Annotated in this window: 20 protein-coding genes and 2 tRNA genes; 10 read left to right on the top strand and 12 right to left on the bottom strand. The window is 57.7% G+C overall.

All coding sequences use genetic code 11. The features are described from left to right. Window positions 1-2 precede the first annotated feature (2 nt). On the bottom strand, window positions 3-917 hold the full coding sequence (locus DXY38_RS06960) for a histone deacetylase (protein WP_115071012.1): 915 nt from the start codon (window positions 915-917) through the stop codon (window positions 3-5). Between the two features lie 104 nt (window positions 918-1,021). On the opposite strand from DXY38_RS06960, the gene DXY38_RS06955 reads away from it, so the two are divergent. After that, window positions 1,022-1,837 (top strand): hypothetical protein, encoded by an 816-nt coding sequence (locus DXY38_RS06955; protein ID WP_115071011.1) that lies wholly within the window; start codon window positions 1,022-1,024, stop codon window positions 1,835-1,837. A gap of 260 nt (window positions 1,838-2,097) precedes the next feature. Here DXY38_RS06955 and DXY38_RS06950 read toward each other — a convergent pair whose 3' ends face one another. The 4 genes from DXY38_RS06950 to DXY38_RS06935 form a co-directional block, all read right to left on the bottom strand. Continuing rightward, window positions 2,098-2,463, bottom strand: a complete 366-nt coding sequence (locus DXY38_RS06950; protein ID WP_115071010.1) for a hypothetical protein — start codon at window positions 2,461-2,463, stop codon at window positions 2,098-2,100. Further along, entirely contained in the window at window positions 2,463-2,681 is a 219-nt protein-coding gene (locus DXY38_RS06945) for a hypothetical protein (protein ID WP_115071009.1), read from the bottom strand. The genes DXY38_RS06950 and DXY38_RS06945 overlap by 1 nt, the downstream gene beginning before the upstream one ends. A gap of 254 nt (window positions 2,682-2,935) precedes the next feature. Beyond that, the gene (locus DXY38_RS06940; RefSeq protein WP_006854601.1) at window positions 2,936-3,877 is read right to left on the bottom strand and encodes an RNA polymerase sigma factor, RpoD/SigA family; all 942 of its coding nucleotides are present in this window, start codon (window positions 3,875-3,877) and stop codon (window positions 2,936-2,938) included. Between the two features lie 152 nt (window positions 3,878-4,029). Beyond that, the gene (locus tag DXY38_RS06935) at window positions 4,030-5,583 is read right to left on the bottom strand and encodes an NAD(P)H-hydrate dehydratase (RefSeq protein WP_371410997.1); all 1,554 of its coding nucleotides are present in this window, start codon (window positions 5,581-5,583) and stop codon (window positions 4,030-4,032) included. 50 nt (window positions 5,584-5,633) lie between these two features. Between DXY38_RS06935 and mnmA the strand changes: the two genes are divergently transcribed. Continuing rightward, on the top strand, window positions 5,634-6,809 hold the full coding sequence (mnmA, locus tag DXY38_RS06930; RefSeq protein ID WP_371410996.1) for a tRNA 2-thiouridine(34) synthase MnmA: 1,176 nt from the start codon (window positions 5,634-5,636) through the stop codon (window positions 6,807-6,809). Here mnmA and DXY38_RS06925 read toward each other — a convergent pair. Then, window positions 6,733-8,250: an apolipoprotein N-acyltransferase gene (locus DXY38_RS06925; RefSeq protein WP_115071008.1), complete on the bottom strand. Its 1,518-nt coding sequence runs from the start codon at window positions 8,248-8,250 to the stop codon at window positions 6,733-6,735. The genes mnmA and DXY38_RS06925 overlap by 77 nt on opposite strands. 52 nt (window positions 8,251-8,302) lie before the next feature. Here DXY38_RS06925 and DXY38_RS06920 point away from each other — a divergent pair, with 52 nt between their 5' ends. Genes DXY38_RS06920 through sodX form a run of 4 tightly spaced genes read left to right on the top strand, consistent with a single transcriptional unit; the run spans window position 8,303 to window position 10,212 of the window. Next, window positions 8,303-8,632: a phasin family protein gene (locus DXY38_RS06920; RefSeq protein ID WP_006854605.1), complete on the top strand. Its 330-nt coding sequence runs from the start codon at window positions 8,303-8,305 to the stop codon at window positions 8,630-8,632. 34 nt (window positions 8,633-8,666) lie between these two features. Continuing rightward, entirely contained in the window at window positions 8,667-9,281 is a 615-nt protein-coding gene (locus DXY38_RS06915) for an FKBP-type peptidyl-prolyl cis-trans isomerase (protein WP_115071073.1), read from the top strand. Between the two features lie 59 nt (window positions 9,282-9,340). Beyond that, complete coding sequence (sodN, locus tag DXY38_RS06910) at window positions 9,341-9,814, top strand: superoxide dismutase, Ni (RefSeq protein WP_115071007.1); 474 nt, start codon at window positions 9,341-9,343, stop codon at window positions 9,812-9,814. Then, window positions 9,796-10,212, top strand: a complete 417-nt coding sequence (gene sodX / locus DXY38_RS06905; protein ID WP_244279039.1) for a nickel-type superoxide dismutase maturation protease — start codon at window positions 9,796-9,798, stop codon at window positions 10,210-10,212. The genes sodN and sodX overlap by 19 nt, the downstream gene beginning before the upstream one ends. Here the strand turns inward: sodX and DXY38_RS06900 are convergent. The 6 genes from DXY38_RS06900 to DXY38_RS06875 all read right to left on the bottom strand — a co-directional run bounded on the left by DXY38_RS06900 (window position 10,195) and on the right by DXY38_RS06875 (window position 14,507). Beyond that, window positions 10,195-10,863, bottom strand: a complete 669-nt coding sequence (locus tag DXY38_RS06900; RefSeq protein WP_115071006.1) for a hydantoin utilization protein A — start codon at window positions 10,861-10,863, stop codon at window positions 10,195-10,197. The genes sodX and DXY38_RS06900 overlap by 18 nt on opposite strands. Window positions 10,864-10,938: 75 nt before the next feature. Next, window positions 10,939-11,823, bottom strand: coding sequence for an indole-3-glycerol phosphate synthase TrpC (trpC, locus tag DXY38_RS06895; RefSeq protein ID WP_115071005.1), 885 nt, complete (start codon window positions 11,821-11,823; stop codon window positions 10,939-10,941). 3 nt (window positions 11,824-11,826) lie between these two features. Continuing rightward, the gene (gene lpdA, locus DXY38_RS06890) at window positions 11,827-13,269 is read right to left on the bottom strand and encodes a dihydrolipoyl dehydrogenase (RefSeq protein ID WP_006854611.1); all 1,443 of its coding nucleotides are present in this window, start codon (window positions 13,267-13,269) and stop codon (window positions 11,827-11,829) included. Continuing rightward, window positions 13,266-14,138 carry an RNA methyltransferase gene (locus DXY38_RS06885; RefSeq protein ID WP_170952881.1) on the bottom strand — a complete coding sequence of 291 codons (873 nt, stop codon included), beginning with the start codon at window positions 14,136-14,138 and terminating at the stop codon, window positions 13,266-13,268. The genes lpdA and DXY38_RS06885 overlap by 4 nt, the downstream gene beginning before the upstream one ends. A 4-nt stretch (window positions 14,139-14,142) precedes the next feature. After that, a complete protein-coding gene (locus tag DXY38_RS06880) occupies window positions 14,143-14,391 on the bottom strand; it encodes a hypothetical protein (RefSeq protein ID WP_006854613.1) in 249 nt (82 codons plus the stop codon). Window positions 14,392-14,425: 34 nt separating this feature from the next. Next, window positions 14,426-14,507, bottom strand: a tRNA-Leu gene (locus DXY38_RS06875). 150 nt (window positions 14,508-14,657) lie between these two features. Here DXY38_RS06875 and murA point away from each other — a divergent pair. The 4 genes from murA (at window position 14,658) to DXY38_RS06855 (ending at window position 18,667) form a co-directional block, all read left to right on the top strand. After that, entirely contained in the window at window positions 14,658-15,953 is a 1,296-nt protein-coding gene (gene murA, locus DXY38_RS06870) for a UDP-N-acetylglucosamine 1-carboxyvinyltransferase (protein WP_115071070.1), read from the top strand. Between the two features lie 78 nt (window positions 15,954-16,031). Then, window positions 16,032-16,113: transfer RNA gene (locus DXY38_RS06865), tRNA-Leu, on the top strand. A 59-nt stretch (window positions 16,114-16,172) separates the two neighbouring features. Next, the gene (locus DXY38_RS06860; RefSeq protein ID WP_115071069.1) at window positions 16,173-17,414 is read left to right on the top strand and encodes an aspartate aminotransferase family protein; all 1,242 of its coding nucleotides are present in this window, start codon (window positions 16,173-16,175) and stop codon (window positions 17,412-17,414) included. Continuing rightward, window positions 17,411-18,667, top strand: a complete 1,257-nt coding sequence (locus tag DXY38_RS06855) for a folylpolyglutamate synthase/dihydrofolate synthase family protein (protein ID WP_115071004.1) — start codon at window positions 17,411-17,413, stop codon at window positions 18,665-18,667. Before DXY38_RS06860 ends, DXY38_RS06855 begins: the two co-directional genes overlap by 4 nt. The last annotated feature ends 60 nt before the right edge of the window (window positions 18,668-18,727 follow it).

Here is an 18,727-nt window from a genome sequence, read left to right as displayed (position 1 = left end):
CCCTAAAGACCATGCAATCGCGCCTGGTCGGCAGCAGCACGAAACACCAGTGAATGACGCCTCACCAGAGGGTCAAGATCGTCGTAGCCACCGCCAATCACGCTGGCGACTGGGATCTGTCGCCTTAGGCAGGCATCAAACACGAGGTGATCGCGTTGCAATAGGCCCATATCGGACAAGCAAAGCCTTCCGAGGCGATCGTCTCGATGCGGATCCACTCCAGCGTTGTAGAGCACCAGCTCAGGTTTGAAGCGGTCGAGAAGTGAGGGCAGTGCCTCACCAACGGCAGCCAAATACCCCTGATCCTCAACGCCATCCTCGAAGGGCAGATCGCAATCACTGCATTGCTTCCGGGCTGGGAAGTTAGAGGCAGCATGAGCAGAAAAGGTGAAAACCCGTGGGTCATCGGCAAAGATCAACGCCGTGGCATCGCCTTGATGCACATCCAGATCCACGATCATCAAGCGCGCCAGGCGCCCCTCATCCAGCAGGACCCTTACTGACACAGCAAAGTCATTAAAGATGCAAAAGCCACTGCCGTAATCGGGAAAGGCATGGTGCGTGCCACCCGCGAGATGGCACGACACACCATGCTCAAGAGCCAATCGGGCCGTGAGCAATGTTCCGCCCACAGCTAACCAGGTGCGTTGCACCAACGGTGTGGTGGCCGGAAGACCAATCCTGCGTTGCGCTTGACGATCAAGGGTGCCGCGCGCAAAGGCCTCGTGATAGCGGCGCTGATGAACTGTTTCGAGCCAGCGGCGAGGAATCGGAAGAGGAGCGTGAATCTGATTGGATTCGGCTAAGCCCAAAGCGTTGAGAGCCGAAAACAACATCTTGAACTTCGCCATCGGGAAGCGATGGCTCGAAGGCAGAGGTGCGCTGTAGGCCTGGTGATAAACGAGGGGGATAGCCACTAACTTTCAATTCTTCTCAATATTTTTTGATTGAAATCAAACAACCGTATCAACCAACTGTGTTGTAGCTAAGAGTGGATGAAGATAGCTTGATTGGCTGCCTGATGCGCACTCTTCTCTTCGTAGCACTGAGCCTATCGTCGATCGCCTCAACGATGACTGCAGATGCTTCGATGCAGGCACAAGTTCAGAGCTACGCAGAGATGGTTTGCGGGACAAATCTGAAAACAGGCAATGCTGAAAAACCTTCAGCGAAGAAGCGCTGTATCTCTGGGTTAATGAAGCTAGGCAAAAATGCTTTTAAACTCGCTGCACCAAGCATCCAAAAATGCAAGCAAGAAACTAATTTCTTTTCACGCATTAAAGGACACACAACAGATAGAGCCGGGATCAAGCAAGCAGCTAGGGAGCATGGACAGGAAATCAAAACCATGTCTAAGACCCCTCACCATCTCGACAGTCCGAGACTTGAAAAGCTAGGGGAAGCAATCCAACAAGTCCTTGGACAAAGATCTATTCTTTGGTCCAATAACTCTAAAACCTGGGGATGCAAAGGCAGAAGCTTATATGGATATTACCGAATTAAAAACGAATTAATCGTGATGTGCCAGGGGTTTCACAATGGTGATCTTGTTGAATTAATTGACACCCTTAAGCACGAAGGATGGCATGCAGTGCAACACCGCTGCCGCAATAGAGCGCCTTATCTTGATGATCAGCAAATCGCAGAACGCCTTCCACAAAGTGATGCCATCAATGTACACAACTATCACCCGAAACAACGACGATTGGAAAGCGAGGCAAGGGTGATGGCAAAAATCAATGATGCCCAGTGGATTCAATTAGTGAAAGATCAATGCAAAGGGAAAGAGAAAAGACCATATAAGCCTGATCTAGGCTTTCCCTACTCAACATTTTAAACACCAAAAGAAGCGAGCAAAATCAATACAATCGACATTAATAGAATATCAGCAATCAATGAACACCTATAAAAATCATGAAGTGAACGAATCAACGATCTGCTCTTTAAAGAGCCGGATGGTCACGACTTTGTCCAGCCCTTCATGGGCGCAGCTTGAGCAGACAGCCGTTTTTACACGTTTGAAATGCAGAGGGATGGGAACAGGCGTTGAGCAGATGCGACAGGGGAGTTGATCTCTCATGACAAGAACATTTTCTTTCAGCTGAACTTTGAAATCCACATTCCTTCGATGAGGTCGTCATCTAGATCACAGTGCTGACGCACGAACTCCTCAGCCTCACTCCTGCTGGGCTCTATCTCTAGTCGCCTGTTCGCCAGCATCAACAAATTGGAAGCCAAGTGGCTAACGAGAGAGTCTCTCGATTCGGCATACCCATCAGCATTGCTGGGTTTCATGCCATTTTGGTATTCCTGTTTGATCTGGAACCGCAGGTTCCTGTCAAAGACAAGCTCTGAAGCTTCACGCCAAGCCGCGGTGCTTTTGCTGGCAGCACGTCGCTGTCTGAATTGATCAATCAGATATGCAAGAGCTGCCGAAAAGACAAGACACGCAAGAGCACTCATCAGATCCCAGTATTACCACCAATGTGATCAACTGCTTGATCAGTGTCAGTCTTGAAGGACTGCTCCAGATGCTCGACAGAGCGCTCAAATACATCCTTTCGGCGCTGTAGATTTAGCTCCTGCTGATGGGTGACATCATCCATTTGTTGCTGACCACCATTCATCATTTCCGTATAAGTGAGCGCTCTGGGCTTTCTGGGCTGATTGGGTTCGTTCAAATGCTTCTTAGAGATACGAGTCAGGAATGTCTGAAAGAATATTCCTTGATGAATGGATCCGGAAACACTCCCGCAGGTACTGATGCCTGAATAAGTAGCCAAAGAGACTCTCTCAAAATCCCCTCTTAAAGCCCCTACACCCTTAAAAGATCGCCTTCGATAGGGCGATAGCGGTTAGCCCTGAAACCGGGTGAGACAAAGAAAGCATTCCAACACTGAGTTGCATCGACCCAGTTTTGGAACTCATCAAACAATCAAAACGTCGGAGACATCCGACGGGTGAGATTGCGCAGCTTGCGCAGCGACTTCAATTCCACCTGACGGACGCGTTCACGCGAGACATCGAGCAAACGACCAATTTGAGCCAGGGTGTGACGCTCGTTGCCGTTTAAACCAAATCGCAACGTAAGCACGTGTTGCTCCTGCTCACTGAGATGGCTCAACCAGCGACCAAGTTGCTCGTGGTGAATGCGCTGCTCAACCTTGTCGAGTGGCTCCTCTGCAGAAGAATCAGCAATCAGATCGCCAAGGAAGCTGCGGCCATCCTCTCCATTCACAGGAGCATCCAGACTGCTGGTGGTGAGTGCCTGCCGAAGCAGGGAGTCGAGCTCTTCCACAGGCATGTCCAGCGCTTCCGAAATCTCGAGGCGGCTAGGCATCGCACCAAGCTTGTGGGCAAGGTCCAAACTCACTTTGCGGATGGTGGTGAGACGTTCGCTCAAGTGCACCGGCAAGCGAATGGTGCGGGACTGACAAGCAATCGCCCGGGTCATGCTTTGGCGAATCCACCAAAAGGCGTAAGTAGAAAATTTGTAGCCGCGGGTGGGGTCAAATTTCTCAACCGCCCGTTCCAAGCCCAGAGATCCCTCTTGGATGAGATCGAGAAGCTCAAGGCCTTTGCCTTGATATTTCTTCGCGACACTCACCACCAAACGGAGGTTCGCTTTCATCATCCGCTGTTTGGCGCGCTGGCCAACGCGAATCATGCGCCGATCCTTGGAGCTGAACTCTTCGCTGTCAGCAGAGACCGAACCGTCCTGCGTCAGCTCCATGAACTTCTGAACCTGGTTGCCAAGCTCGATTTCTTCAGCCGCCGTTAGCAGGGGTATTCGGCCGATGGTCGCCAAATACCAACTAATCGGATCACTGCTTCTGCGTCTCTGAGTCTCGGAGGTCCGAGCTGTTGAGGAAACCATGGCAACTCGTCTCTTGGGCGTGGAGAGACTTTCCTATGAAAAAACGATAAACCCAAATGTTTTCAGCAACCCTTCAGATTCGTGAAAGGAAAACGACACATTTGCGCGTTTTGAATTGTGTGCATTTTAAGACTTCATCAATTTTTTAATAATTAATTTCCGCAAATCCGCCGGGTGAGCTCAGCAAGGGTTTTCGCAATTTCACTGGCATCACTGGCGTTTTCAGTGGTTCGTGACGCCTCGGCATGCAGCAAAGCAGCGGCGGCAAGAACTTGTCCCTGCGGCTGATTTCCACAAGCCCCGTAGCGCGCCCCCCAGCCAAGAGCAAATCCAGCCAACAGATCTCCCAAGCCCGTACGAGCCACCTGCACCGATGTATCAACCAGTTGATGCACCACACCCTTCGGATCGGCAATGACCGAGTGGGCACCCTTGAGCAACACAACGGCTCCGCTCTCTGCTGCGGCCCCTTGGGCGCTCTCCAGCGGTTCCCGCCCCCTGAAATCAGGAAACAGCCTTTCAAATTCACTCTGATGCGGGGTAATCCAGGTTGGAAACGCACGCTGGCAAAGCCAGCGCCAGCCTTGCTTTGAAGCGGCCAAGGCATTGAGCCCATCGGCATCCAGCACAAGCAGTCCTTCGAAGGACAGCAAGGGCTCTGCCCAGGCCTCCCACGGCGCGCTGAACCCTCCAATCCCAGGCCCCAGCAACAGCGCATCCAAACGGGACAGATCTGCCTGAGCCAGCCATGGTCCCCAAGCCAATCCTCCCGATGCGGTCGCTGGCAACCCAGCCGAGAGCACCAACTCGGGAATCCATTGCCAGATGCGCTCGGCCACGGCCTCTGGCAACGCAGCTTTCAGGCTTCCCACACCACTTGCCATGGCCCCTTGTGCGGCCAGGAGTGCTGCGCCGCGATAGCGCTCGCTGCCGGCGAGCAGCATGACGCAGCCACGCTGATACTTCATTGCCGTTGGCGGGTCTTGAGGAACCGGCAAAGTCGCTAGATCTTTTGCCATCACCCGCAAGACAACAGGTCCCGCCAGTGAATCGATCAACTGGTGAGGAACGCCAGGATCCAAGCGATGCAAACAACCCACGTTGGCGAGGGCTGCGTCCTGTACCAACCCGCGTTTCACCAGACCCACGCACAACGTGTCGGAAGCCACCGCCCCACCTCCGGCCTGCATCCGTCCGTGATTGGAATGCATCCCTGCAGGCACATCCAGACTGATCATCCGACCGGGCTGAACACGCTCGCGTTCGCCGAGCAAAAGCGCCAAGCCTTTAGGAAGAGGCCGATGTTGTCCCAACCCAAACAGAGCTTCCACCCAGAGAGCGGAATCCTCCGGATCCGGATCCGTCTCCAGAACCGTTGCCCCAAGCCACTCGAGATGACGCCAATGCTCTTGGGTGAGCGCTTGCCGAATCGGCAGAGGGGCCCACAGCCTCACCTCCACTCCGGCATGCATCAGCCGTCTTGCTACCACCAACCCATCACCACCGTTGTGGCCGGGTCCCACCAACACCAACACGCCCTGCTCCAGACGCTTCCGGCGCTGAAGACACCAATCAGCCATCGCCTGACCGACGGCCTCCATCAAGGCAGCAACGGGCAAACCACTCGTCAGCCATTCCTGCTCCAAGGCCAGCATTTGCTCTGCACTGACAAGCCAGTGCTCCGCATCAAAAGGAGGCCAGACCAAGCCAAAAACACCCGGGCCCTCACTATGGAGTCAGACAGCGATGCCCGCCCATGTCGGCCGAGGCCAAGATGACGACCCTCACAGCAACCCCAGCCGGTGCCGAGGCCCTAGAGCGATTGCGCCAATGGCCCGGTGAGCATCGTGTGGCCGTCGGCCTTTCGGGTGGTGTAGACAGCTCCCTCACCGCAGCCCTGATGGTGGAGGCCGGCTGGGAGGTGGAGGGCCTCACGCTCTGGCTGATGAGTGGGAAAGGAGCGTGTTGCGCCGAAGGCTTGGTGGATGCTGCCGGAATCTGTGAACAGCTCGGCGTGCCCCACCACGTGGTGGATTCAAGAGACACCTTCGTTCGTGAAATCGTTCAAGGCTTGGTTGACGGCTACCGGGCTGGCATCACACCTCTGCCCTGCTCCAAGTGCAACCGGTCGGTGAAATTCGGACCGATGCTCGCCTGGGCCGAACGGGAACGCCATCTCCCCAGGATCGCCACTGGCCATTACGCCCGCATCCGTCTGGACGGAGACGACGGTCGCTGGAAGCTGCTGCGAGGCCTGGACAGCCGCAAAGACCAGAGTTACTTCCTCTATGACCTCCCCCAGAACGTTTTGGCGCGCGTGGTCTTTCCACTCGGCGAACTCACCAAGGCCGACACCCGTCTTGAGGCAGCCCGCCACGGATTACGCACGGCAGACAAGCCAGAAAGTCAGGACCTCTGCCTGGCCGATCACCACGGGTCCATGCGCGCTTTCCTCGATGCCTACCTTCCCCCACGGGACGGTGAAATCGTGCTGCAAGACGGAACGGTGGTTGGACAGCACGACGGCATCGAACACTTCACCATCGGCCAGCGCAAGGGATTAGGCATTGCCTGGAGTGAGCCGCTCCACGTGGTGAAACTCGATGCCGCCATGAACCAGGTGGTCGTCGCCACGAGGGCAGAAGCCGGTCGTACTGGCTGCGAGGTGGGCGCTGTGAATTGGGTCTCAATCGCCCCGCCCCCACTCGGTTCAGCCATGGAGGTGGAGGTGCAAGTGCGTTATCGCAGCGAACCCGTGGCGGCCTATCTCACCTGTATCGAAGCCAATGCCGCCGATCGGGCCGGAGAGCGCCCTCATCGCTGCAAGCTCAGCTTTCGAGAGCCACAGTTTTCGATCACTCCTGGTCAAGGGGCGGTGTTTTACGACGGCGAGGTCGTGCTGGGCGGAGGCCTGATCGACTCGCCGATCTGACCAACAGCAGCGACGACACGCCGACCATCAACCACAGAGGCGCCTCTCCCCAGCGCACGTATCCCGTCAAACCCTTGCGAGGTTGCAACGGCACCAGCAAAAGACCTGGATCAAACGCGGCCAGGCGTTCTGCGATCTGACCGTCAGCTCGAATCATGGCCGTTGGCCCTGTATTCGCCGTTGACAAGAGCGGTCTGGCCGATTCCAAACTGCGCAGCTGGGCCAAAGCCAAATACTGCTGCTGAAGGAGGCTTGGGTAGGGGTCCAGGTTGGCTGCCGCAAGGATCCACTCCGCCCCCTCAGCAACGGCGCGAGCCAAGGCCGCTCCGTTGCTGATCTCGTAGCAGATGGCCACAGCAGCGGGTGGACCGCCCCAGCGCCAAAGCCGGGAGGGCTCACCCGCCTCCAGGCCACCGATGGCAGAGAGGCCGCTGAGACCTGGCCAGGCCGGCACCCACTCCCCCAATGGCACCAAGCGATGCTTATCAAGCGAGGACACCGGAGTGGTGCCGCCAGCCTCCACCAAAACCATGGCGCTGTGCTGACGTCCCCGCGACCAGCGAAACCCTCCACTCATCAGTGGAATCGGGGCCGGTGCCATCAGGGAACCATGAAGTGGCAACGTGCCCTCAGGTGCCATCAGCCAGTCCGCACCAGCGGCATCGGCCTCTTGAAGCGCCGCTTGAAGCCGTTTGGGCAGATCCCGTTGGCGTTGCGCAGAAAATTTTTCGCGGGTGGGAATCGCCGGTTGCCAGAGCCCAACGCTGAATTCGGCTCGATCGGATTCAGCGCCCAGCCTGACTGGGTTCTGCAGCAGCCAGGCCCCCAGCCCATGCAGAACCAACAGGCTCAGCAAGCCGCCCGCCAGCAGTCTCGGCCAACCCGACTCACGCCGGGACAGCGTCAGCAAACGCCACAGCCACCAGCCGAGCAGCAATTGCAGGGCCGCCAGTCCGCCCTCACCGATCCAGCGACTCAGGGCAGCCAACGGGGGGTCGGCCGGGAGCACGCTGCCACCGACACCGATCCAAAACACAGGACTTTGCGATAGGGCCACTTCCACCAATCCCCACACAGCCGCGGCCAAGACGGCATCGGTGAAGCTGCCTCGCGAGGGCAGGCGATTCACAAGGGCACTCCAACAGGCCAATAGCAGCGCTGCCAGTAGGGCGCAGGCCAACCAGATCCCAACCGCCACCGGCAGGCTGAGCCAAGCGGGAACACCGATCCACATCAGGGGGTGTAACGCCAGCAACCAGCGGTGACTCACCAGGACAGCCACTCCACCCCAGATCGCCGAGGCGAGAGAACTGCGGGACGCAGCCCAGAGCAGCGCCAGGGCCGGCAGCATCCACCAAGGGCCCGACAGGGTGAGGGCAACCCCTGCAAGCAGTCCCCCCAACAGCCCCTGCAGAAGCACCAGGGATCGGTCATTGCCCATGGTCAGTGGCGGGAGATCAAGCCATCCTGAATCGGAATGCACCCGTACGGCTATGGATACCGCTAATCCCCTGCAACAGCTCCTTCTTCGCGGGCTCGGCACCACCACCCTGGTTGCCGATCGGCTCCGTTACGTCACCCAGGAATGGGTCAGCAGCGGCCGCCTTGATTCAACCCATGCCTCGGCCTTAGTGGACGATGTGCTGAAGGCTTTGCGCGGCGAAACCCCAGAACTCGAACAGCAGATGGGCCGCAACCTTGAACGCAACCGAGACCACATCATTCAAGACCTCGGCTTAGCCAGTCAGCGAGAACTGGATGAGCTGCGGGGACGAATCGATCGCCTTGAGCAGCAGTTGCGCCAAAAAGAGCGCGAGGAATGAACTGCCAGACTTGGATTCAATCGAGCAAAAATCTGTGCGCGAGATCTTGATCAGCACCGCTGTGTTTGTGTCCTTTCTGATGGTGGCGTTCATCAGTCAACTGGTGTCGCCTTCCACGGTGATCGCGGCAACGCCATCCACCATGGCCAGCAGCAATGCGACGAATGTCCAAGCGGCTGTCGTTCAGGCCGTGGCCAATCCGATGGAACTCGACCCCGACAACCCCAACCCCACCTTGTTTGCGATGGCTCCCGATACCAACATCGCTGATGCCTCAGCGCTCGGCGGACCGATGGAAGCCGAGAAGCCTCAAGTCACCGCGAGTGGCCTGAAAATCACCGACCTCGTTGTAGGCACTGGTGATGTGGCGAGCTCGGGACAGAACGTGGTGGTGAACTACCGCGGCACTCTCGAAGACGGCACACAATTTGATGCCAGCTACGACCGCGGCACCCCGTTTGAGTTTCCGCTGGGGGCCGGCCGGGTGATTAAGGGTTGGGATGAGGGCGTCCAAGGCATGAAAGTGGGCGGAAAGCGCAAGCTGGTCATTCCCCCCGATCTCGGCTACGGCAAGCGTGGTGCAGGCCGCGTGATTCCTCCGAACGCAACCCTGATTTTTGAAGTCGAGCTACTGGACATCAAAAGGTGAGCCATTGGACGGTGATCCATAGGTAGGCTTGTCGAACCGAAAATTCTGTTTCAAACCGGATGCTTCGCTCGGCTCTATCAGCGTTCGTTCGCTCCTTGCCCGCCTCCACCGTTGAAGCCCACTGCGACGGACCCTGCGGCGTCTATGACCCTGCTTCAGCTCGTGTCGCCGCTGAAGCAGTGCTCTCGATGACCAAAAAGCTCAAAGCGTTGGAAGCCCCTGCTGCTGGAAATGCGGCAGCTCTTGCCACCTACAACAACACCTTCTCCCGCTTCGTTGCCATCAAGGAAGAAGAGGCACAGAAGACCAAGAAAGAACTCTTGATCCTTTGGACCGACTACTTCAAGCCTGAGCACCTGGCGACATTCCCCGACCTTCACGACACCTTCTGGAAAGCAGCAAAGCTCTGCAGCGCCTGCAAGGTGCACATCGATCAAGGCAAGGCTGAGGAGTTGATGGCCGCTGTTGAGAAAATCCACGGCATGTTCTGGCAGTCCAAAGGCCGCACGGACGCTTGGGTCACCGCCTCCTGAGTCGGGTTCTGAGCTTTTCATCAGACTTTCAACAACCCCTGGCAGCAGTTGGTCTTCTCGACCTACTGCTGCTTTTTTGTGGGCGTCGACGGGTGATGCAAGTAGAGGGATATTCGATGTGGCCAACGCTGAAGCCCAAGGACCGCGTCATCGTGCGGCCCCTCGATCAGCACGCAGCCTTCCCCGCCATCGGTGCCATCGTCGTTTGCCTTCATCCGCAGCAGCCTTCACGCCAGGTGATCAAACGCTTGCACGCTGTGGAGGACACCCAGCTCACCATCCTTGGTGACTGCCCAGACGCCAGCACAGACAGCCGGCAATGGGGACGTGTTTCTAAGGAATACTTGGTCGGAGAAGTGGTGGCACTCGTGACCACAGCATCAGAACAAGACCGCTGATGTTTTTTGGAGCCAAATCGCTCCGGTCACGATCGACAGCCCGCCGGTGCAGCCCACCAAAAGCGGCAGGAAACGGGCGCTGCTCCGCATCGTGAGCATGGAGAGTGAGCTCACCACAGCGAGCATGGCGCCCATCGATCCGCACAAATAGGCCAGCAAATACAGAATCGCCCCATGAACCGGCAAGGCAAGCGCTGGGATCACGGCCAACAGATGCCCGGCACCCGCCAGTCCATGGAGCAATCCAAGGCCCGATGCCGCATGCGCATGGCGGCGATGGTTGTTCTGACCGCGGAGGTGCACATGAAGATGGCGATGCAAGGCCGAACCATCGTGGTGATGGTCATGGGTGTGCAACTCCAAGCCAAACGCGGTTCGAATCGCAAGAGCGCCAATCACAAGCAACGAGACCCCCACTAAAAATTCAGCCCATGCCGACATGCTTTCGACGTGGATCAGATCTTTAAAAAAAATCGCAACAACGCCGAGCAACACCACTCCAAGGGAATGACCTCCGCCCCAAGCCATTCCTGACTTCACGGCCTGCAACGGACGCCTCAGCGAAAAGGGGGCCATCGCGACCAGATGATCAGCACCACCAACCACGTGCACAGCACCTGCCGCGAAGCCCGTCAGAACACTGATCAGCAAGTCGTGACCCCAAGATCTAGCAATTCTGCCAGACGGAGATCGGGGGCAACCGATTCACGGATGGCTAGTGCTGATTCAACCATGGATCAAGGCTTGGAGTGCTGCCTCCACATCCGCTTGGCGCATCAGGGCTTCACCCACCAAAACAGCCTGGGCTCCAGCGGTTTGAACCCGATCGAGATCAGCGCGATGGAACAGTCCCGATTCACTTACCAACAAGATCCGCTGCTCCGCCAGTTGCGCAGAGAACTGAGCCGTAAGCGTTTCGGTGGTCGCCAAATCGGTTTCAAAACTGGCGAGATCCCGATTGTTGATTCCGATCAAAGGGAATCCACCTAGGGCCAGCACCCGCTGCAACTCTTCCGCGTCATGCACCTCCACCAAAACCGTGAGACCAAGGGCTGCGGCCACCTTGGAGAAGTAGGCCAGATCTTGATCGGACAGGATCGCTGCAATCAGAAGGGCAGCATCGGCTCCCGCCGCCCGCGCCTGATACAGCTGATAAGGGCTAAGGATGAAGTCCTTACAAAGCAGGGGCAGGTCCACGGCATCGCGCACCTCAATCAACACATTGAAACCACCCTGAAAGAAGGCTTTATCGGTGAGCACCGAAAGACAGCTCGCTCCACCGGCTGCATAAGCCTTGGCAATCGCCACTGGATCGAAATCCTCTCGAATCACACCTTTGCTGGGACTGGCTTTTTTCACCTCAGCAATCACGGCAGGCGTGACGGCTGCAGTCCTTAAAGCGGCCAGGAAATCACGGGCTGGAGGCAATTCAGCCACCTTGCGGCGCAACTGCTCCAAGGGCATGCGCTCACGGGCAATAGCGATCTCGCGATCTTTCTCCCAGACGATTTTTTCCAGGATGTTGCGAGGTTCGCCGTCCTGATCAGGAACGGCGTACTCCAGATGCGCCACTTGCACCTTGGGATTGGGCGGACGACGACGGATCTCCATCACTCAGGCCCCCACCGCTGAAGCCGCCTGCTTGTAGGCCACTTCCACCACTTCACTCAGCGTTGGATGCGTGTGCACCTCATTGGCGAGTTGGGTCACGCTTTGACGGCGGGACACCGCATTCGCAATCTCCTGGATCAAATCAGCGGCATGCAAACCGTAGATATGCGCCCCCAGGACCTCCCCGCTGGTTTTGTTGAACAGCAACTTCATCAGGCCATCACTTTCCAATTCGGCAAGCGCTTTGGAATTGGCTTTGAAATAGCTGCGAACCGTGCCCAGCTCAAAGCCTTCCTCTCCTGCAAGCTCCTTGGCATCGGCTTCCGATAAGCCCACAGAACTGATCTCAGGGTGCGTGAAGGTCGCGGCCGGGATGCTGCGGTAATCAATTTGCCTGGGATGACCAAGAATGTTGTCGACAGCCACCGAGCCTTGTGCAGCGGCCGTGTGAGCGAGCATCAACTTGCCGGTGACATCACCAACGGCCCAGAGGTGGGCCTGCGGAGCACCGTTCACCAACACGCGCATGCTGTCGTCCACGGGAATAAATCCCCGATTGGTCTCCACTCCCACGGATTCGAGGTTGAGATGCTTGCTGCTGGGCACACGCCCTGTCGCCACGAGCACCGCATCCACTTCCAAGGTCTCAACCGGCTCTCTGGTTTTCATATCAACCAGCTCAATTTGCACGGGGGATCCGGGTTGAATCGATTTCGCCAAAACCCCAGAGCGCGCATCAATATCGCGGCCATCGATCAATTTGCGGGCTGCAATCTTGGCGATATCAGGGTCAAAGGTGGGCATCACCCGATCCAAGGCCTCGATCATCGTGACTTCACAGCCCAAAGCTGTGTAGACATCGGCAAATTCCAGTCCGATATAGCCACTCCCAATAATGGCAATCCAACGCGGCAGCCATTCCAGATTGACCGCCTCGTCGCTGGTGAACACGCTGCGCCCATCCGTTTCGATGCCCGGGGGGACAAACGGATCCGAGCCCGTAGCCAAGATCACATCCCGTGCCGTTAAGACCCGGTCCACCCCGCTGAGCTCACGCACCCCAACGCGTTGAGGTCCCTCAAGCCGACCTTGACCACGAAGGATCGTGACCCCTGCCCTCTCCAAGGTTTTGGTGAGATTGGCCCGAATCGTGGCCACCAATTGATTGGCGTGATCAGCAATCTTCTTGCGCTCAAAACGCACGGGAGCCGCATGGATGCCAAACCCTGCGAGATGCTCAGCATCCGCCAGCTCGCGCACGCGACCACTGGCTGCCAACAGGGCTTTTGAGGGGACACAGCCACGGTTCACGCAGGTGCCTCCCATGTCGCGGGATTCAAGGACGGCCACTTTGAGGCCATGATCGGCTGCATGTTTGGCTGCATCAAAGCCGCCATATCCGGCGCCAATGACAATCACATCGAAGTCGAAACTGGCGTCGCTCACCCGATCTTCTGCGTTGAAGGCGTCATTCTCGCCCGTCGCCTCTCCAAAAGCAGAGGGACCGCAGCAGCCGCCACATTGAGAGATTCCACAGCGGCGCTGTGGGGCAGGGTCACACCAGCGGAGCAGCAGTCCTGTAACAACGGGTCCAGACCGGCTCCTTCGTTGCCGAGCAGGAGCACCGTGGGCAGCGTCCAGTCCAGCTCCCAGTAGGGCTGAACGCGTCGGTCTGCCGCCGCATCTGGCACCAAAGTGGCCACGATTTGAAGTCCTGCATCGCGCGCTTGCTTCAGGCGTTCCGCGAGTTGAACGACGCCTTCCGTCGGATCAGGGCCAAAGCGCTCGACCGGCAAGCTCAAGATTGCACCAGCCGAGGATCGCACCACCTTTGGGGCCAAAGGATCAGCACCGGAGGCACACCAAACCTGCTGGATGTCGGCGGCCCGTGCGGTGCGCAGCAGGGTTCCGAGGTTGCCTGGATCCTGAATGCGATCCAGCGCAAGCACAAACTCGGGAGCAGCTACTGCTGAAGGCAAGCAAGACAACGGCAGCAAACAGGCCACACCATCCGGCTGAACCGTGGTTAAGCCCGCTTGCAGGGCTTCAGCACTCATCCGCTGCACACGCACAGATCCCGGCAAAGCGCGAATCAAGCTGGCATGGGTGTTCAACCAAGCGGGAGTGGCCACAACATCAAGGACAACAGAATCCGGCCAAACATGGGTCCGAAGTTCTTGTATTTGATGCGTTCCCTCCAGCAAGACAACACCATGTTCATCTCTCCCTGAACGGGAGGACAACGAACGAAGTCTTCGCACCAAAGGATTGCGGCGACTTGTGATCAGCTCCTCTGACTGATCGTCAAAAGACACGGAATCAGAAGCTGGTGTGCTTACGCACCTTCATTCCATCGTGAAGATTCAGATCATTGCCGTTGAGGTCAATGCCTTGAACCGCAGCGATCTCTCCCTTAATCCCTTCAGCCGCCAAATTCTCAACCAACTTCTTAATGACTTGGTCTTCCACCGTGGATTGATCCACAGAATCTGGAGTCAAAAGTTCGATGAACTTGCCAACTTTGGAAGCCACTACCTCCGATGAGTTGGAGATCTTGAGCACAATCATGAAGGAGTTGGGAGTCCTGACCCAATCACGTTAATGCGGTTAGGGAGACTTGAACTCCCACGTCCGAAGACACATGTACCTGAAACATGCGCGTCTACCAATTCCGCCACAACCGCTGGCGTCACAAACGTGACCTGATGACCATACGACATCAGCTTTGGAGTGACAGACACGATCTGGGCTCTACAGAACCAGTTTGAGGGCCGGCCGTCTAGACGGTCTCATCCTTGATGGTCAAGATGGTCGTGAATTTAGTAACCACGGGCATGAAGGCAGCGGCTCTTGCGTCTCAAGACATTCTCAAGCCGCACCTCGTGATCGATGGTGGAGAAAAGTTGAGTGGAGAGCTCCGCGTCAGCGGTGCGAAAAATTCAGCTCTCGTGCTGATGACCGCTTCACTCCTCACCGAAGAGCCCCTCACCCTCCGCAACGTTCCCCCGCTCACCGATATCGGCGGAATGACGGACATTCTCTCTTCCCTGGGCGTGAACGTTCAACGCAGCGGAGAGGTGGTGCATCTTCATGCCAATCAAATGATGGGAGCAGAGCCTCCCTACGAATTGGTGAACGGCCTACGCGCCAGCTTTTTTGCGATCGGCCCACTTCTCGCCCGCATGGGACATGCGCGGGTGCCCTTGCCAGGGGGATGCCGCATTGGTGCGCGTCCCGTTGTGGAACACATCCGTGGGTTGAAGGCCCTAGGTGCGGTGGTGAACGTGGAGCACGGCATCATTGCCGCCTCGATCCCAGGCGTGGAACAACGCCTTAAAGGGGCTGAGATTGTTTTGGATTGCCCCAGCGTGGGCGCGACAGAAACGATTTTGATGGCCGCAGCCTTGGCGAAAGGCACGAGCGTGATTTCCAATGCTGCTCAAGAACCAGAGGTTCAGGATCTCGCCAACTTGCTGATTGCCATGGGGGCCAAGATCAGCGGAGCGGGCGGACCCACCATCACCGTGGAAGGTGTGGATCAACTCCACGGTTGCGAATACACGGTGATTCCCGACCGCATTGAGGCCGGAACCTTCCTGCTCGCTGCTGCCATCACCCGCTCAAAACTGAGAGTGGCTCCTGTCATCCCCGACCATCTCAGTGCCGTTCTGCAAAAGCTGCGCGACTGCGGCTGCAAACTCGACATCGATGACGAAGGGATCACGATCACACCCGGCGACATCCGGGGCATCGACATCACCACCCAACCGTTCCCTGGTTTTCCCACCGATCTACAAGCACCGTTCATGGCCTTACTGGCCACAGCACAGGGAACCAGTGTGATTACGGAGAAGATCTACGAGAACCGTATGCAGCACGTCGCAGAGCTGCAGCGCATGGGTGCCTCCATCAGGGTTCAAAGCAACACCGCCGTGGTGGAAGGGGTCTCAACTCTCAGCGGCGCTCCAGTGAATGGAACCGATCTCAGAGCTTCAGCCGCCATGGTGTTGGCAGCGCTCGTGGCGAAGGGGACGTCTCAAGTGAGCGGACTCGAGCACCTCGACCGTGGGTATGCCGATATCGAAGCCAAGCTGGGCCGGGCTGGAGCCAAATTGACCAGGCGCTCATAGGGCCTAGGGGCAAAACGTGTAGGGTATTAAGAGTCCTCAATCCCTTGAAGGACCTTGAGCGTCAGAAGACGCGAACTAGCAGGTGTGGCGGAATTGGTAGACGCACCGCACTCAAAATGCGGCGGGGCAACCCTTGTCGGTTCAAGTCCGACCACCTGTATGAATGAAGCGGTCAGCTTCAATAGAAGCGCGAAGGCCACGGGTCAACCGTCGGGCGAAATGGTAAAAACTCCCCCCCAAACCACTGGCATCACTGATCCGCCTCCCACTGCTGTGATGGGGACCTACAACCGCTACCCGCTCACCCTGGTGCGTGGGAAAGGCTGTTGGGTCAGTGACCACAAAGGCGATCGCTACCTCGATGCCGTCGCTGGAATTGCCACCTGCACCCTCGGCCATAGCAACCGCGCCATGCGCCGGGCATTGAAGGATCAGCTCAGCCGCCTGCAGCACGTCTCCAATCTTTATCAGATTCCTGAGCAGGAAGAGCTAGCCCGCTGGCTTGTGAACAACAGCTGCGCCGACAGTGTGTTCTTCTGCAATTCCGGGGCGGAAGCCAATGAAGCCGCCATCAAATTGGCACGCAAGCATGGCCATCAACGGCGGGGGATCGAGCGGCCCGTCATCCTCACGGCGGCAGCAAGCTTCCATGGCCGCACGTTGGCAGCGGTAAGCGCCACTGGACAACCTCGCTACCACGTGGGGTTTGAGCCGATGGTGGAGGGATTTGAGACCTTTACCTACAACGACATCCAGAGCTTTGAACAGCTTCTAAACCGCCTGGAGGCCCATGGCCCACGGGTTTGCGCTGTGCTGATCGAACCGCTCCAAGGCGAGGGCGGTGTGAATCCTGGCGATCCCGATGTCTTCGGTGCGATTCGTCGCCACTGCGATGAACGCAACATCCTGTTGATCTTTGACGAAGTTCAAGTGGGAATGGGTCGTAGCGGCCGGCTCTGGGGCTACGAGCAACTGAATGTCCAACCCGATGTGATCACCTTGGCGAAGGGGCTCGGAGGTGGCCATGCGATCGGGGCCCTGCTGACCAGCCAACACGCCGACCTGTTCGCACCTGGAGATCACGCCAGCACGTTTGGAGGCAACCCCTTTGCTTGTCGCGCTGGCCTCACCGTCGCCCGCGAATTGGAACGGAGGCAGCTGCTGCGCAACGTGTCAGAACGGGGCGAGCAATTAAGCGCAGGACTCCACCAGCTCATTCAACGCTTTCCTCAACAACTCCAGGACGCCCGAGGGTGGGGCTTGCTGCAGGGTTTGGTCCTACGGGAAGACTGCGATCTCACTGCTGCTGACGTTGTCAAAGCAGCGTTAGCTCAAAAACTGTTGCTCGTTCCAGCTGGAGCGAAAGTGGTGCGGATGGTTCCTCCCCTCGTGATCGATCGCCGGGAGGTGAAGGCGCTGCTCTCCCGCCTGGAACGCACGCTGGAACTCTTGAACGCGTGACCCGCTCCAAGGCTGATCCCAACACTGATCCCATCGATGAGTTAGCGGACCTGATCTCCCCCTTTGAGCAGCGGGGCATGGATCTATCCCTTGAGCGAATGCAGAGGGCACTTGCTGATCTAGCCAACCCCTGCGCTGATGTTCCCGCCGTTCAGGTGGTGGGCACCAATGGCAAAGGCTCGATCGCCTGCATGATTCACAGCGGCCTGACAGCAGCAGGTCTGAACTCTGGCCTCACCACCTCTCCCCATCTGATCAGTTGGTGTGAGCGGATTTGCATCAACAAGCAGCCGATCGAACTCCCCCAACTGCGCCAACGTTTAAAACAACTCCAAGCGTTGGCGCGCCAGCACAACCTGACCCCGTTCGAGCAGCTGATCACCGCGGCCTTGGTCCACTTTGAAGCCAACGCACTCGATTGGCTCGTCCTGGAAGCAGGTCTTGGAGGGCGGCTGGATGCCACAACGGCCCATCCCAATCGACCTCTGATCGCCATTGGCTCGATCGGCATGGATCACTGCGAGCATCTCGGACACTCCTTAACGGCAATCAGCAGCGAAAAAGCAGCGGTGATCGGCCCTGGGGCCCACGTAGTCAGTGCCCCTCAACACGAGGCGGTCGCCCAGGTCTTGGAGGCACGCAGCCAAGAGATGGGCGCAACCCTGGAGTGGGTAGAGCCCCTCTCCGAGGAGTGGGAACTAGGGCTGGCTGGATACCTGCAACGGCGAAACGGAGCCGTGGCCCGTGCAGCACTGCGACGCATGAATGCGCTTGGCAGCTCGATTTCAGAGGAGCAGATCCGGCGGGGGCTGGCCCAAGCCCGTTGGCCTGGTCGGCTTCAAACGCTGCAGTGGAAGCACCACTCTGTACGTGTAGATGGGGCCCACAACCCCGATGCCGCTCAGCAGCTCGCGCGCGAGCGCAGTGGCTGGAGCCCGCCAGGGCAGAAGCAGATCTGGATTCTTGGCATTCAACGCCACAAGGAAGCTCCAGAGATGCTCAACCTGTTGTTGGAGCCAGACGATGAAGCCTGGATCGTGCCGGTGCCAGGGCATGTGAGCTGGACAGCCGACACGTTGAGCGAGATCTGCCCAAGGCATGCGCAGCAACTGAGGAGCGCCTCAAGCGTGGAGGACGTGCTGATCAGCCTGTCGAAGAAGACTGCAGACAGGCCGATGCCAACGCCTGTGATTGCAGGCTCCTTGTATTTGATTGGCGCGTTGTTGGCGGAAGGGGTGCTGAAAGAGCCCTAGAGGTTCAGGGCTCGCTTCAGAACGAACGGAGGAACGGCAGAGTGAGGTCAGCTTTCGATG

Source organism: Synechococcus sp. UW179B (genome assembly GCF_900474245.1).
Taxonomy (GTDB): domain Bacteria; phylum Cyanobacteriota; class Cyanobacteriia; order PCC-6307; family Cyanobiaceae; genus Synechococcus_C.
The sequence above is the reverse complement of the archived record's forward strand: the minus strand, read 5'-3'. Positions and strand labels throughout refer to the sequence as shown.